At 61.7% G+C, this 15,521-nt stretch carries 13 protein-coding genes; 6 read left to right on the top strand and 7 right to left on the bottom strand.

Features of this window, described 5'->3' with window-relative positions; genetic code table 11:
• Positions 1 to 107: 107 nt before the first annotated feature.
• Together cls and DBR44_RS03370 are read left to right on the top strand one after the other, a co-directional pair.
• Positions 108 to 1,556: a cardiolipin synthase gene (gene cls, locus DBR44_RS03375; protein ID WP_199730960.1), complete on the top strand. Its 1,449-nt coding sequence runs from the start codon at positions 108 to 110 to the stop codon at positions 1,554 to 1,556.
• Positions 1,557 to 1,624: 68 nt separating this feature from the next.
• The gene (locus tag DBR44_RS03370) at positions 1,625 to 2,596 is read left to right on the top strand and encodes a succinylglutamate desuccinylase/aspartoacylase family protein (RefSeq protein WP_124642070.1); all 972 of its coding nucleotides are present in this window, start codon (positions 1,625 to 1,627) and stop codon (positions 2,594 to 2,596) included.
• A gap of 10 nt (positions 2,597 to 2,606) precedes the next feature.
• Here the strand turns inward: DBR44_RS03370 and DBR44_RS20010 are convergent, their stop codons facing one another.
• Both DBR44_RS20010 and DBR44_RS03360 read right to left on the bottom strand, forming a co-directional pair.
• The gene (locus DBR44_RS20010; protein ID WP_124642068.1) at positions 2,607 to 3,320 is read right to left on the bottom strand and encodes a methylated-DNA--[protein]-cysteine S-methyltransferase; all 714 of its coding nucleotides are present in this window, start codon (positions 3,318 to 3,320) and stop codon (positions 2,607 to 2,609) included.
• The gene (locus DBR44_RS03360; protein WP_158613548.1) at positions 3,317 to 4,228 is read right to left on the bottom strand and encodes a DNA-3-methyladenine glycosylase; all 912 of its coding nucleotides are present in this window, start codon (positions 4,226 to 4,228) and stop codon (positions 3,317 to 3,319) included. Before DBR44_RS03360 ends, DBR44_RS20010 begins: the two co-directional genes overlap by 4 nt.
• Positions 4,229 to 4,651: 423 nt before the next feature.
• On the opposite strand from DBR44_RS03360, the gene DBR44_RS03355 reads away from it, so the two are divergent.
• Both DBR44_RS03355 and DBR44_RS03350 read left to right on the top strand, forming a co-directional pair.
• Positions 4,652 to 5,878: a sensor domain-containing diguanylate cyclase gene (locus DBR44_RS03355; protein WP_124642064.1), complete on the top strand. Its 1,227-nt coding sequence runs from the start codon at positions 4,652 to 4,654 to the stop codon at positions 5,876 to 5,878.
• A 247-nt stretch (positions 5,879 to 6,125) separates the two neighbouring features.
• Positions 6,126 to 6,467, top strand: a complete 342-nt coding sequence (locus DBR44_RS03350) for an FKBP-type peptidyl-prolyl cis-trans isomerase (RefSeq protein WP_124642062.1) — start codon at positions 6,126 to 6,128, stop codon at positions 6,465 to 6,467.
• Here the strand turns inward: DBR44_RS03350 and DBR44_RS03345 are convergent.
• The 4 genes from DBR44_RS03345 to DBR44_RS03330 all read right to left on the bottom strand — a co-directional run bounded on the left by DBR44_RS03345 (position 6,441) and on the right by DBR44_RS03330 (position 12,514).
• A complete protein-coding gene (locus DBR44_RS03345; protein ID WP_124642060.1) occupies positions 6,441 to 7,943 on the bottom strand; it encodes a tetratricopeptide repeat protein in 1,503 nt (500 codons plus the stop codon). The two genes, DBR44_RS03350 and DBR44_RS03345, sit on opposite strands and share 27 nt — an antisense overlap.
• Positions 7,944 to 8,065: 122 nt before the next feature.
• Positions 8,066 to 9,919 carry a DUF1302 domain-containing protein gene (locus tag DBR44_RS03340; RefSeq protein ID WP_370449620.1) on the bottom strand — a complete coding sequence of 618 codons (1,854 nt, stop codon included), beginning with the start codon at positions 9,917 to 9,919 and terminating at the stop codon, positions 8,066 to 8,068.
• Between the two features lie 353 nt (positions 9,920 to 10,272).
• Entirely contained in the window at positions 10,273 to 11,505 is a 1,233-nt protein-coding gene (locus DBR44_RS03335) for an MFS transporter (protein ID WP_124642055.1), read from the bottom strand.
• Positions 11,506 to 11,662: 157 nt separating this feature from the next.
• Positions 11,663 to 12,514 (bottom strand): LysR family transcriptional regulator, encoded by an 852-nt coding sequence (locus DBR44_RS03330; protein ID WP_124642053.1) that lies wholly within the window; start codon positions 12,512 to 12,514, stop codon positions 11,663 to 11,665.
• A 109-nt stretch (positions 12,515 to 12,623) separates the two neighbouring features.
• On the opposite strand from DBR44_RS03330, the gene DBR44_RS03325 reads away from it, so the two are divergent.
• Complete coding sequence (locus DBR44_RS03325) at positions 12,624 to 13,346, top strand: SDR family oxidoreductase (RefSeq protein WP_124642051.1); 723 nt, start codon at positions 12,624 to 12,626, stop codon at positions 13,344 to 13,346.
• 20 nt (positions 13,347 to 13,366) lie between these two features.
• On the opposite strand, the gene DBR44_RS03320 is transcribed toward DBR44_RS03325, so the two are convergent.
• Positions 13,367 to 14,593 (bottom strand): EAL domain-containing protein, encoded by a 1,227-nt coding sequence (locus DBR44_RS03320; RefSeq protein WP_124642048.1) that lies wholly within the window; start codon positions 14,591 to 14,593, stop codon positions 13,367 to 13,369.
• 194 nt (positions 14,594 to 14,787) lie between these two features.
• On the opposite strand from DBR44_RS03320, the gene DBR44_RS03315 reads away from it, so the two are divergent.
• A complete protein-coding gene (locus DBR44_RS03315) occupies positions 14,788 to 15,414 on the top strand; it encodes a response regulator transcription factor (RefSeq protein WP_124642046.1) in 627 nt (208 codons plus the stop codon).
• Positions 15,415 to 15,521: the final 107 nt, after the last annotated feature.

Here is a 15,521-nt window from a genome sequence, read left to right as displayed (position 1 = left end):
CCTCTTTCCCGGTTACGGCCATTGTGTGCAGCCCGCCAGCCAGCGTCAATGCACGGCCAGCCGCCGCATTTGGACGCAGCCACCACCGCTCTGGCATGATGCCAGCCATGAGCGCCACTTCTGCCCTGATCCTGCTGCTACACATCAGCCTGCAATTGCTGCTGATCGTGCGCGTGCTGCTGCGCCCCTACCGCGACCCGGCCGCCCGCATCGCCTGGACGGTAGTCGTCGCTACCCTGCCCTTTGTCGGCATCACCGCCTATGTGCTGCTAGGCGAAGTCAGCATCGGCCGCCGCCGCATGGCCCGGCTGGCGCGCATCCAGCAACAGCTGCCGCCATTGCCGGCGCTGGAGCAGACATGGCCCGTGCAGTCCCTGCCGGCAGATCAGGCCCAGCTGTTTCATGTGGGGCAGTCCATCAGCGGCTTCGCGCCCTGCAGCGGCAACCGGGCACAGCTGCTGGCTGATTCCAATGCGGTCATCGACAGCATGGTGGCGGACATCGATGCCGCCCGCTCGCATGTGCATCTGCTGTTTTACATCTGGCTGCCCGACCACAACGGCAGCAAGATCGCGCAGGCGCTGATGCGCGCTGCTGCCCGTGGCGTGCACTGTCGCGCGATGGCGGATGATGTCGGCTCGCGCGATCTGCTGCACTCGCCGCTCTGGCAGCAGATGCAAGCCGCCGGCGTGCATCTGGCTATCGCCCTGCCAGTGGGAAATCCACTGCTGCGGCCGTTCAGCGGCCGGATTGATCTGCGCGATCACCGCAAGATCGTGGTCATCGACCACTTCACCGGCTACTGTGGCAGCCAGAACTGTGCCGACCCGGAATTCCGCATCAAGCCGCGCTTTGCCCCGTGGGTGGATGCCGTCATCCGCATTGACGGGCCGGTGGTGCAGCAGAACCAGCGGCTGTTTGCCACCGACTGGATGCTGGCCTGTCAGGAAGACCTCGGCCCCTTGCTGGCCGCCGCACCACCGCCACCGCTGACAACGGACGGGCCGCCGCTACTGGCCCAGGCCATCGGCACCGGCCCCACCGCCCGTCACTCGGCCATGCCGGAACTGTTTGTGGCGCTGATGTACAGCGCACGCCGCCAGCTCACCATCACCACGCCCTACTATGTCCCCAACGAAGCCCTGCAAAGCGCGCTGTGCGCCGCCGCCCAGCGCGGGGTGGCCACCACCCTGCTGCTGCCGGCACGCAATGACTCGCTGGTAGTGAGTGCCGCCAGCCGCAGCTATTACGCCGAGCTGCTGGATGCCGGCGTGGTGATTGCCGAATTTCACGGTGGCCTGCTGCACAGCAAGCTGATGACGGTGGACGAGGACATCTGCCTGATCGGTTCGGCCAATCTGGACCGCCGCAGCTTCGAGCTGAATTACGAAAACAATCTGCTGTGCCACAGCCGCGAGCTGACGGCCAGCTTACGCGAGCGCCAGCAGGCTTATCTGGCGCACTGCAGCCTGATCAGCCCGGCCGAGGTGGCCGCCTGGCCGCTGTGGCGGCGGCTGTGGAACAACACGGTGGCCATGCTGGGGCCATTGCTGTAAGGCATGGCGACACACCCTGCCCAGCCGTGCAGAATAGGTCACCATCACCACGATTGCCGGAAACCATCATGAGCCAGCCGCTGCACTTTCACTCCATCCACTACACTGCGCCGGACACCGGCCCCAGACTGATTGTGCTGGGTGCGGTGCATGGCAATGAGACCTGCGGCAGTGCCGGCATCCGGCGCATCCAGGCTGAGCTGGAACAGGGACAGCTGCTATTGCAACGCGGCAGCCTGACGCTGGTACCGGTGGTCAACACGCTTGCTTACCAGCGGGGACAGCGCGGGGCCGACCGCAACCTGAACCGCAATCTGGCCCCGGTGGTCGCACCGCAGGATTTTGAAGACCACGTTGCCAACTGGCTGTGCCCGCTGCTGGCCAGCCATGAGGTGCTGCTGGATCTGCACTCCTTCCAGTCGCCCGGCCAAGCCTTTGTCTTTATCGGCCCGCGCGACAACCAGAACAGCCTGGAAGCCTTTGCCCACGCCGCGCAGGAAGAAGCCCTGGCCGCACGGCTGGGCGTGGGCCGACTGGTGGATGGCTGGCTGTCGACCTATGCACTGGGAGTGCAACGGCGGCTGGCGCAGTTTGGCCACAGTGAAAACCGCCAGCTACAGCTGAATACCGATGCCCGCTACGGCATGGGCACGACCGAGTTCATGCGTGCCAACGGCGGCTGGGCGCTGACACTGGAGTGCGGCCAGCATCAGGACCCGGCAGCTCCCGCTGTGGCCTATCAGGCCATTCGCAACACGCTGGCCCATTTGGGCATGGTGGCAGGCCCCGCGCCGGCAGCGCAGGCCGCTATCGAAACGCTGAGTCTGTACGAGGTGGTGGACAAGCTGCACGACGACGACTGCTTCAGCCGTGCCTTTGCCAGCTTCGACCCGGTAGGCAAGGGCGAGCTGATCGGCCGGCGGCATGATGGCAGCCCGGTACTGGCGCTGGACGATGGCTGCATCGTGTTTCCCAATCCTGCCGCGCAGACCGGGCAGGAGTGGTTTTATCTGGCACGGCCCAGCCAGCGGCTGGGATAGTACCCGCGACTCAAAGCCGGCCGGCCGCGCCAAACAGCCCCGGCACGGTGTTTTCCTGTTCAAAGCGCAGCAGCGCCGACTTGAGCGGCAAACCGCCGGCATAACCGGTGAGGCTGCCATCAGCACCCAGCACGCGGTGGCAGGGCACGATCAGCGCAATCGGGTTGGTGGCATTGGCCCGCCCCACGGCACGGGCGGCACCGGGCTTGCCCAGTGCCAGCGCCAGTTCGCCATAGCTCATGGTTTCGCCATAGGGAATGCAGCACAAGGCCGCCCATACTTGCTGCTGAAAAGCCGTACCGCGAGCCGCCAGCGGCACATCAAAACTGCGCCGCTCACCCCGCTCGTACTCGTGCAGCTGGCGTGCCACTTCGGCCACGGCGGCATCATCGCGCCGGCTGCCCGATAGCTGCGCCCGCTGCAACTCCTGTTCCAGATGAAAATCCAGCCGCAATAGCCGGCCCTGTAAATCCAGCCACACCATGGCTGGGCCAAAACGGGTGGCCACCACGCCATGGCAGGCCGCATGCAGCGGCGCCTGCAACACGGCTGCGGCGGCATCAGCGGCGGCCGGTGGCAGGGCCGCAGGCGGCGTGTCACTCCACAAGCCACCCTGGGCAAACAGCGGTGCAACGGGGGAGATATGGCGGGCGGCCGAGTCGGTGGCCTGGGCCACACTCTCCGGCGCAGGCGCGCTAAACAGATCGGGAGCGGAATATTTCATGTGTTCTCCGTAAGGCTGGCCCACAAATGCAGGGTGGCCAGGCTGCGACAAGGGGCGAATGCCTGCATCAGCTGTTCGGTCTGGCGGGCATCCGGCCGCTGTGGCAGGGCATGAAAACGTTGCAGCGCCGTGGCCAGGCCGCTGTCACCGATGGGGGCGCAATCGGCAAAACCCAGCCCGCGCAGCATGACATAACGCGCCGTCCACGGCCCCACCCCATGCAGCGCCAGCAACTGGCGTTCGGCCTCGCTTGCACTCTGCCCGGCTAGTGCCGTCAGAGGCAGGCTGCCATCCAGCACGGCACGCGCCGCACCCAGCAGATAAGCGGCCTTGGAGCGGGAAAAGCGCTGGCCGGTGAGCTGCTCCGGTTGCAGGGCCGCCACCTCGGCCGGGCCGGGATGAGCCAGCAGCGTGCTGCCGGCAATCGGCAGGCCGGCCAGCTGAATCAGGCTGCGCCGCAGTGCCGTAGCAAAGGAAAGATTGATTTGCTGGCCGATGATAGCCCAGCACAAGGCTTCGAAGGGCTCGGCGGTCAGCGGCAGCCACAAAGCAGGCCGGCCACCCAGCAGCCGCGCCACCGCAGGCTGACTGTCTGCCAGTGCTTGCCAGCGTTCGCGCTGGCCATCCAGCCCCAGCATGCGGCGCACCACGGGCTCTGCCTCATTCAGTACAAGCGGCCAGTCCAGCAGCGCCGAGCCGCTGAACACGACATGCACACAGCCGGTATCAAACTCCAGCTGCAGCAAGAGCGGCGCACCGTGCAGCAACAAGCCTTTTTGCAGATAATTTCCCTGCCAGCACTCGGCCGGCCCAGCCGGATCGCGGCCGTGATAGGCCAGCACCGTGGCAGCGTGATAATCCGCCGGCAAGGGTAAGGTAAAACCATGCTGCGCCACCACCTGTTGCATAAAGTCTCCGGCCATGCGGCCAGAATGACCGTCAGCCCTGCATTATCGCGCAGAAGCCGCCAGACCACATCCTGCGGATTGCGCTGCAATTCGTCCAATCGGCAGTTCCCCGGCAGCCCGATGATGCGCAAGACAAGCGCCATCAAACACGGCATGGCACGCAGCAATCGCGCTTGCCAATCACCATGCCCAGTGCGGCGGCCGCTCTGCGACCCTTGCCGGCAACACATTCACGCGAATGCACATTGCTCTACAGCTATCCGCGATGACGGCGGTGGCGTTGACGCAGCCATGGTCGTCAAGCACCGCGCCAGCCATGCCAATAGGGCGCCCGATAACAGAGCCAATGTTGAAGTGGCAACAAAGGCCATCTAGTATGTCAAACATATACTGACTACCCGGCCTTTAGCACAGCTTGCTGCCATGAACCCATTTGTATTGCTTGACATGCTCAAGACGCCGGTATGGATTATTCGCCCGTCGACCGAGGAAGTACTGCACGCCAATCCGGCGGCGATAGCGCTGGACGCGGGCCTGAGTATTGACGACATGCGCCACGGCAGCTTGTCCGCCTGCGTACACCCGGCACTGGCCGACTACACGCCGGCCATTCTGGCCCGCGAGCAGGTGGTGGAAATCTGGACCATACAGCAGCAAGGCCAGCAACAGCCACTCTGCTGCCACCTGCGCTGGCTGGAAATGGCCGGACAAGCCGACGCCATCCTGATCGAAGCCAGCCCACCCTCCCATACCCTGCCGGCCCCCCAAGCAAGCGCCACCACCGACGCGCTAGCGGAAGACGGCTTTCACCGCATGCTGATGCAGACCAATAGCGCGCCCATGCTGTTGATCGACCCGGATGATGAAGGTCGCATCGTCAATGTGAATGAAGCCGCGATGCGCTTTTATGGCTATTCCCGCGCTGAATTCGCCGCCAAGCACACCTGGGAAATCAACGCCCAGGGCCGTGCCATCCTGCCGGTGATGCAGCAGATATCCTTGCTGCCGGGCGGCCACAAGCCCTTGAGCTTTGTGCACCGGCTGGCAGATGGCAGCCTGCGCGATGTACAGACCTATGCCGGCCCAGTGGAGGTGCATGGCAAGCGGCTGATGTTGTGCGTGATACACGACATCACCGAGCAGCAAAGGCTGAAGGCCGAGCTGGAACAGGCGGCGCTGCGCGACCCGCTCACCGGATTGTGGAACCGCCGTTACCTGTTGCAACAGCTGGAACGCGCCATTCTGGAAAAGCAGCGCTTTGGCAACGGCTTCAGCCTGATCCTGCTGGATGCCGACCATTTCAAGCGCATCAACGATCAGTTTGGCCACTTCACCGGCGACGAGGTGCTGGTGTGGCTGGCCCATAGCTTGCAATCACGGGTGCGCGCAGTCGACAGTGTATGCCGCTGGGGCGGCGAGGAATTCATCATCCTGCTGCCGCAAACCAGTCAGCACAATGCGCTGCACCTGGCCGAATGCCTGCGCGAAACCGTGGCCAGCAGCCAGAAGACACATCTGCCGGCCATCACCATCAGCATGGGTGTCACGCAACATCTGGACGAAGAGAGCCTGGAAAGCCTGATCATGCGTGTCGACCATGCGCTGTACCAGGCCAAGACATTGGGCCGCAACTGTGTCATCGCGGCCTGAGCCGCCCAGCCAGCCTGCTCGCCCCGCCGGGTCCACCGCCTCGGGCGAAGCGACAAAGAGCGGTGGACAGCCCAGGCCTGCTTGATGCAGATGAAGCGCTGCCGCTGCCGCCAACCACGCTACGCAGCACCCGCTAATGGACACGCCGCCTGCGCTGCGGCTGGGAGCACCAGCCGACTCAGGCTAGAATGCGCCAGCGATGGCCGCAGCAGCGGCTGTTTTTTCGACCTGCGTAGCGAAGATGACGATGGATCAACAACTGAAAATTGAAGACCTGCAATTGGGCGAGGGCAAGGCCGTGGTGCGCGGCGCGCTGATCACCACCCACTATACCGGCTGGCTGGAAGATGGCAGCCAGTTTGACTCGTCGCACGACAAGGGCCGCCCTTTCCAGTGCGTGATCGGCACCGGCCGCGTCATCAAGGGCTGGGATATCGGACTGATGGGCATGCGCGTGGGCGGCAAACGCCGGCTGTGGGTGCCGGCGGCACTGGCCTATGGCGACAGGCAGATCGGTGCGCGCATCCCGCCCCACTCCAATCTGCTGTTTGAAATCGAAGTGCTAGAAGTGCTGACCCGCGACGACTGAGTCCACACCGCCATCGGCCACGGCCAGCTGCCGGGCAGCTTGCCTGGCCACCTCGTCCAGTAGCGGCTGCCAGTCGCGTGCTGCCGATTGGCGGAACAGCTGCATGCTGGCATACCACGGGCTGTCACTGCGGCCCAGGCCCCAGCGGAAATCCGGATTGAACGGCAGCAATACCCAGCAGGCCTTGCCCAGTGCACCTGCCAGATGAGCCACCGAGGTATCCACACTGATCACCAGATCCATCTGCATGATCAGTCCTGCCGTGTCCTGCAAGGTATTCAGCGTTGCCGCATGGTCGACGATGCCGGCAGCACGCACCTGGGCCGGATCTTCGCGATACTCGCGCTGCAGCGAATGAAACTCGGCATCCAGCTGCAGCAGGCGATCCAGTTGCGCCAGTTTCAGGCTGCGCTGCCGGTCATTCAGATGCTGTGCCAGTCCTGACCACACCAGCCCGATACGCGGGCGCGGGCGCACACCCAGCCGCTCTGCCCAGACTTGCTGCTGCTCAGCCGTCACCGTCAGATAAGCGGTGGCTGCCGGGATCGTGTCCAGCGTGGTGGCAAAGCGCAAGGGCAAGGACATCATCGGGCAGTGCAGATCAAAAGCCGGCAGCTGTTCGCGCCGGGTAAACACTTGCACTCCACTCACCACCTGAGCGGCCAGCTCCTGCAACGGTGGATTGAGCAGCATGATCAGCCGAGCACCGCGCTGCTGCAACAAAGGCAGATAGCGCAACATCTGGATGGTATCGCCCAAGCCCTGCTCCTGGTGGAGCAGCAGGGTTTTGCCCTCCAGCGACTCGCCCTGCCATTCCGGCTGAGTAAAGCGCTGCAGGCCAGAGCGCTGACACAGCGGTGGGTCCAGCTTGCGCGCCTCGTAGTACTGCCAGCCTGTGGCATAGTCGCCCTGCAGTAACAGCAACCAGGACAAGTCGTAGCGGGCCAGCACATCGTCAGGAAAGCGCGCGAGGACCTTGTCCAGCCATGCCTGTGCCGCCACATGCTCGCCGTTTTCCGCCAGCAGCGCCGCCAGATTCACCATGGCGTCGCTATTGTGCGGATCAAGACGCAAGGCGGTGACAAAATCCTCATGTGCCGCTGCGCGCTGGTCGAGCAGCACCTGCACATTGCCACGGTTGCTGTAGGCTTCGGCCATGCCAGGACGCAGGGCGATGGCGCGGTCGAAATCGCGCAAGGCCTGCGGCAACTGCTGCTGGTTTTTCAGCAGGATGCCGCGATTGACATAAGCCTCGGCCAGATCAGGTTGCAGGGCAATTGCGCGGTTGAAGTGCGCCAGCGCAGCCTTGCCCTGACTCAGCCGCACCAGCGCCAACCCCAGCAGGAAGTTGACTTCCGGGCTGTCCGGGTAGGCTTTCAACACCCGCAGCAACCCGTCTCTGGCTACGGACGGCTTGCCTTGCTGCAGGTGCTGCATGGCCTGGTTGATCTTGTTGAGCGCAAGTTGTTCATTCATAGGGCGGCAATCGAAATGGAAAACGGTGCCAGCAAGCGGCGCATCCTGCCTGCCGGGCAGCCTGCAAGTGTAACGAGGCCACCCGCACCCGGCAAATCGCCGCTGGCTGGCGGCCACATTGGCTAAAGCCGCATGCCCAGGCTCAGTGAAAACAGGCTGCGGTCGCGCAGCAGGTTGTAATCGCCACCACCGGTTTTCAGGTAATTGATATCCAGCTGGTAGCGGCGGCGCATTTCCAGGCTGAGGCCCAGCATGGCGCTGAAGCGGCCCTGCGAATACAGGCCGTCATAGGAATAACCACGCACATCCTGCCCCAGGGTCAGCGCCGGGGTGAGGCTGAGCTCAGGCCAAAGCCCGGTATAGCGGCTTTCCAGCCGGGCGCGTACGCCCCAGGCGTGGCTGGTGACAAAACCATCCACTCGGCAGCTGGCTGCATCACTGGTGCAGCCCGGATTGTTCTGACTGGGTGCCATGCCCCAGCCACCGCGACCATAACGCATCACCGAGGGGTCCGGCAGAGCAATCACATATTTCGACCCCAACTCGGCCGACAGCTTGGCCGCCCCGCCCCATACCTGGCCCAGCACTTTGCTGGCGCCCAGGCTGAGATTCATCACGCGGAAGCGATCATAGCCATCTGCCGAGGTCCCTGCCGGCAGCTGGACCAGCCGCGCCAGCGGTCCGCGCCCCAGCAGCAGGCCATTGAGAAAGTCGGCACCGTTCCAGGCCAGCGGCTGATCCGGGATGTAGGCCAGCTCGGCATACACCGCCCCGCGTGCAGCCTGCCCGGTCTTGAAATTGACGGCAAACAGGTGCAGATCTGCCGGAAAACTGCGGTAGTACTGGCTGCTCAGCCCGCCAGGCTGGGCCTGGCCGGTATTGGCGAGCAGAGGCGTGAGCACGCCGGCGCTATTATGCTGCACCCCGGTATAGCCCACCTTGCTGTCGATATTGGCAGCGTAAAAACCGAACAGGCCCACGCCGTCCAGCAGGTAATGCATGCCCAAGCCGTACTGCCCGCCGGCAGGCAGCCGGTCGGCCGCGCGGCTGACCGAATCCAGCGCATTACCCAGCGACTGCGCATCGGTGGTGCTGATGTTGCGATGGTAAAGGGCCGACAACAAGCTACCGTTCAGCGTCAGCGCATTGCAACCGGGCTGCACATAATCGCCGGTAGAGTAAAAGGTGCCGCAACCCGGATACACATTGGGCGCAAAGGCAAACTGGTAAAAACCGTCCAGGCTGAGCCGCTCGTTCAGGTCCAGCTTGCCATACAGCGCCCAATCCGGAATGCCGGCTTCGGCTGACACCGAACTGGCGCGGCTGAGCGCCGCATAGTCAGTGGCGCTGACCTGCGACAGCACACCGCCGACGGTGGGGCTGCCCCAGGGAATGGTCTGACGCCCTGCGCGCAGCAACAGCGGCCGGCCAGCCAGGCGGGTCGTGCCGTACAGATAGGCATCATCCAGCACCACATTGCCAAAGCGCCCCAGCGCGACAAAGCCCTCGTCGCTCAGCGGTGCGCCGGCCTGATAATGATTGGGCACATTGCCATGCGCCACCCCTTGCCGTGACAGGGTGTAGTCATACCAGCCCTTGCCGGCCAGCCGCAGGCCCAGGCCGCGATACTGCAGATCCGCCTGCAGATAAGCCTCCAGCGCAGTGGACACCGCATCGCCGCTACGGTAATTCAGATCTCCGTCATTCAGGTTTTTCATATTGGTGCCACCAGTCAGCTGCGGGTCGGGATTAGCCGCCCGCAACACCGTACCGGCACCCAGCCAGCCACGCAGATCCAGTGTGGCGGCATCCAGCTCCAGCTGCATGCCCGGCCCCAGCACCGGCTTGACCGTGCCCAGACCATTGCTGATTTCGGCAGCCAGCAGCGGCATGGCACAACATGCCAGCCCCAAGCCCAGCAAACCGATTGTGCTACACCCCCGCCACCAGGCTTGCCGGTTTGCCCGGGCAGCCATTTCTTTGTTTTTTTGCATGACTTGTGCTTGTAAGCTGTTTTCGACGACATCGGTCATTGCCACCCTTAAGAACGTGTTCACGATCTAGTGAACGAAGGGTCAGCCAAGGCGAAAGGGCGTGAAAAAGTGGAATGGACAGGGAGTCCATGAGCATTTTGAACGACTTTTCAACGCAGGATCACCCAAGTATCACAGATCGTGAACAGGTTCTAAGCTGACGCCAGCTCCCCCGAGCGTAGCATCACGGCAATACTGACCAAACGCAGCCGGCATTCTAGCTGTTCATGCAAACTCACAACCAGCACATCCCTATTAAACATTGACTACAAGCACGGCCTCGGCAGGACCAGACCTCAGGAAGCCGCCACCGGTGTGCGCAGCGCCGGCAAAGCATGCACCCGTCCCACCCACCACAGAGCCACGCCCACCAGCAGCACCGCGTACCAGCCATTGCTGCCGTAGCCGATGATCTGCCCACCGCTGCCAGCACTGAGCAGCAAGCCGCCCAGCCAGGCGCCACAGCCATTGCCCAGTGACTGGATGGCGCTGTTGACACTGAGAAAGGCGCCGCGCCGCTGCGGTTCCGGCACTGTGGTCAGCAGCGCTTGCAGGGGAATCATGCGGCCGGACAGCGCCACCATGAACACAGGAAAAAACGCCACGATGGCCAGGAAGGGAATCGTCGGCAGATGGGTGACAAACAGGATGGGCAGCATGGAAAACAAGGCCATGATGCGGAACAGCTGGTGCTTGCCATAGCGGTCGGCCAGCCGGCCAATGCGCCGCGAGGTAAAGAAGGTGGCCGCGCCACCGGCCATGTAAATCCAGGCAATCTGCTGCGGTGCGATACCGTGATTGGCCACCAGTACCGGCGAAATAAACGGAATCACCATCATGTGCGACACCATCATGATGAAGGTCAGGCCGAAAGCCCGCACATGGCGTGCATCAGTCAGCAAGCGCCACAGTTCCGGCAGCACCTGACGCAAGGGCGGCGGAGCCACTTGCAGATGCAGCCTGAGCGAAGGCACCAGCCAGGCCGCCGCCAGCCAGATCAGCAAGGACAGCACCACCAGCAGGTAGAAGGGCGACGACCAGCCCAGGTGCGCCCCCAGCACGATGCCGGCCGGTACGCCGGCGATGGCGGCCAGCGAGAACGCCGTCATGATCACCCCGGTAGCTGCGCCCCGGCGCGTCACCGGAATGATGTCGCTGACAATGGTCATGATGATGGAGGCCAGCACGCCGCCGCTCAGGCCGGCAAACGCGCGGGCCAGCAGCAGCATGTGGAAGTTGCCGGCGGTGGCACAGACCAGGTTTGACAAGGCAAACAGGCCGTAAATCACCAGCAGCAGGCGACGGCGGTCGAAGCGGTCGATATAGGTGGCGGCAAACAGGCCGGACAGGCCGGAACACCAGGAATAAGCCGATACGGCCGTGGCAAAGGCCGCCGGGCTGATGGCAAAAGCCTGCATGATCTGCGGCCCCAGCGGCATCATCACCATGAAATCCATGATGATGGTGAACTGGGTCAGTGCCAGCAGATAGAGCAGGCCACGTTCACGGGCAGGGCTTAAATCGGCCATTCATGGTTTTCCTTGTAGTGGGCAATGTAGTGGCTTATCCCGCAGCACGGTCGCCACGATTTAATTAATTGACAATATCAATAAATATGCAAAATAAAGTTGACCTTGTCAATAATATTTCTGCTGCAGACCTACCACCCCTCCCGCCAGTCAGTCTTCACACGGACTCGGCCTCGGTCTGCCTGCCAGCCTGCAAATAATCATGCAAAGCCCGCAGCGCCGGCTTTTCCAGCGCTTGTGCCGCATAGCACAGGCCCAGGCGGCGGGTGAGCCCAGGGCCGCTCAGCGGCCGCCCCACGACGCGGCTACTGCTTTCCAGCAAGGAGGGCGGCAATAGCGCCACACCGTAGCCGGCCTCCACCATGCGCAACGCCAGCTGTAGTGAGCCAGCATGTGCCGCCAGCATCAGCCCGGCCGCTCCCTCGCCATGCATGGCCAGCAGGCGCTGATGCGAGGCATGCTGCGGACAGGTGATCCAGTCCTGCTGGTGCAGGTCTGCCATGGCCAGTTCGCTGCGCTGCGCCAGCGGATGCAGCTGCGGCAAGGCCAGCACGAATGTCTCCTCCCACAGCGGCAGGAACAGCTCATCCTCGCAACGCAATTCTTCCGCCGCCAGCCTGGCATCGCCGGCACAGCCATCCACCACGCTGAGCAATAGTCCGGGAATAGCCGCCCGTGCCGCGCTCAGCAGCGTAGCCACCTGCACGGCACCCAGATCAGCCTCGATGCCCAGCTGCAGCGGCTGGCAATGATGGCGCTGGCGAAACAGCCGCAGCAGACCATCGGCCTGATCCACCAGTTGCCGGGCCTGCGGATAAAACAGCCGGGCATCCTCGGTCACCGCCACCCCACGCGCCAGCCGCTCGAACAAGGTGGTCGCCAGGTCCTCTTCCAGTTGACGGATGGTCACCGACAAGGTGGGCTGGGTAATGCACAGCCGCTGCGCCGCCGCCGTGATGCTGCGCTCCTCAAATACCGCGATAAATGCCTTCAGTTGCCGTATATCCATAGATAAAACCGATACCAACCAGAGAAATTAATCATTTTTCAGCTATTGGATTAATTTTTACACTGTATCCAGCTTTTATCCATGCAAATTATCTATACAAGGACGAACCATGCGCCCTCCTCTCATCATCATCAGCGGCGCCAGCTCCGGCATTGGTGCCGCCACCGCCCGCCTGCTGTCCAGCCACGGCCATCCGCTGCTCTTGCTGGCACGCCGGCTGGACTGGCTGCAAGCACTGCAATTGCCGCACACCCTGTGCCGCGCCATTGACATCACCGACCGCGCCGCGGTCCTGCAAGCCGTGGCCGAGGCCGAACAGCAATTCGGCCCGGCCGATGCCATCATCAACAATGCCGGCGTGATGCTGCTGGGCAAGATGACGCAACAGGACCCGGCCGAGTGGGAGCGCATGCTGGAAGTCAACGTCAAGGGCTTGCTCAATGGCATCCATGCCGTACTGCAAGGCATGGTGGCACGCCGTCACGGCACCATCATCAATGTCAGCTCGATTGCCGGACGCAAGACCTTTCCCGGTCATGTGGCCTACTGCGGCAGCAAGTTTGCCGTACATGCCATTTCAGAGAATCTGCGCGAAGAAGTGGCCGGTCACAATGTGCGCGTCATCACCATTGCCCCTGGCGCGGTGGAAACCGAGTTGCTCAGCCACACCAGCGATGAGGCCATCAAGCAGGACTATCAACAGTGGAAGCAGGAAATGGGCGGAGTGCTGGCCGCCGAGGATGTGGCGGAAACCATCCGCTTTGCCTATCAGCAGCCACAAAGAGTGGCGATTCGGGAAATCGTACTGGCCGCTACCGGTCAACAAGCCTGAGCAGACGGGTCAGCACGGTGCTAAACCAGCAGCATGCCATGCCGGCTATCAATGAACTGCGCCAGGCTGGCCGACGGCATGGGTTCGGCCAGCAGGAAACCCTGTACCAGGTCGACACGCAGCTGTTTGACCAGATCAAAATCCTGCTGCCGGCTCACGCCCTCCACCACCACCGCCACATTCTGGCTTTGCAACATGCGCACGGCAAAGCCAAGCAGCTTTTCCGCAGTCGGATCGCCCGCCGCATGATGTACCAGCGTGCGGTCGATCTTGACGGAATTAGCCGGGATTTCCCGCAAATGGTGAAAGCCCGAATAACCCGCACCAAAATCATCCAGTGCCAGATTAAAACCCATCACCCGCAGCCGAATGGCATTTTCCAGCGAGTAACTCAAATTATCCAGTGGCTGGGTTTCTGTTAATTCAATCGTAATGCGCGATGGTGGCAAATGACTGCCCTGCATTATCTCTTTCAATTTGTCAGGCATGCCGGGCTGATCGAATTCACGCATATTGATATTGACGGCCACCCCCAGTTTCAACTCTGGAAACTGCACATCCCAATGACGACAATCACGCACCGCATGTTCCAGCATGCTACAAAGCAGCTGTTCGCTCAGGCCGGTTTCATCAATACGCGGCAGGAACAGGGCCGGACCGAGCAGGCCCAGATCGGGATGCTGCCAGCGCGCCAGTGCCTCAACCGAAACCACGCGCGAGGTTTGCGGGTCGACCTTGGGCTGATACCACGGCTGGATCTGCCCGGCGCGCAGCCCGTGTTGCAGCTCGTTGCGGGAAAAATGGTAACTCCTGGCAGCGCTACCTGCGTCAGCAGTCCTGGACTGCAATACGCGTAGCAACAGAGGCGACAGCACGGCGCGCGACAGCGGCTTTTCCAGGCAGCCCAGTACGGGTAACTCATGGTAGCCACCAACACGCTGCACGCTTTGCAGAATATCTGCAGCCTGCACGCTGCAGAAAATCAGCTGCGGCAATTTATCCAAATTACATAAATGCCGCATTAATTGAATACCATCGAGATTTGGCATATCCAGATCACAAATTACCAAATCATAAGTATTCGACTCCAAGCATGACAAAGCCTGATAACCATCTTCGGCCTCATCAACCAAAAGTGCTCCCAACTCATGCAGCAACTGGCGCAATACCATGCGCTGAATAGCATGATCTTCTACAATCAATATCTTTAGCGGAAAGGATGTATTTCCGGAGGACTGGCTGGACATTCAAATCACCTGAAACGCAATACTTGGGTTTTTATAATTGTTACATTATCCTTATCAACATACTGATTGCTGATGGGAAATTTCTGATTGAATACTAGATTTTTCTTATGACTTTTTTAAGAAAAAATAATTACTCTCCATCAGTCGAATGCTAGAAAAATATTACTTCAATTGATACATTCTGGAGACTAATCATGAAAAGCGTCATCATTGTTGATGATCATCCGGCCATTTGCCTGGCCGTGCGTTCGGTGCTGGAGAAGTCGGGGCGGTATTCAATCATCGGGGAAACCGATAATGGCCAGTCTGTCATCGAACTGGTCAGGGAACACAAGGCCGATCTCATCATCATCGACCTCAATATTCCGCGCATTAGCGGTCTGGAACTGATCAAGCGTATCAAGGGCCAGCATCCGGCCATCAAGCTGCTGGTTTTGTCAGCACAGGACGAGATGGTCTACGCCTCGCGTTCGATGCAGGCCGGGGCGGATGGTTTTGTCAGCAAGAGCAAGGACCTGAATGCCATCCTGTCGGCCTCGGACGCCATCATGGCCGGCTACAGCTTTTTCCCGCGTGATGTGGTGTCCGGAGCCAAGCTCAATGGCGAGAGCCTGCTGGACAGCCGTATCGACAAGCTGTCGGACCGCGAGCTGGCTGTGCTGCAGCATCTGGCACAGGGCCTGTCCAACAAGGATATCGCCGACCGGCTGTTCATCAGCAACAAGACAGTCAGCACCTACAAGGTGAATATCTTCGAAAAGCTGGGCATTTCCAATGTGGTGGACCTGACCGACTTTGCCCGCACCAACAAGCTGGTCTGAGTACGCAGCTTGCCGCCTTCCTGTTGATTGGCATCCCACACACGGGCAAGCCGCCTGATGACATGAGTGCCATCGTCACCAAGTCGGTACCAAGCAAAACGCCGATC

It is taken from the genome of Aquitalea sp. FJL05 (assembly GCF_003852595.1).
Lineage (GTDB): Bacteria > Pseudomonadota > Gammaproteobacteria > Burkholderiales > Chromobacteriaceae > Aquitalea > Aquitalea aquatilis.
This window is presented reverse-complemented; position numbering and strand designations above follow the sequence as displayed.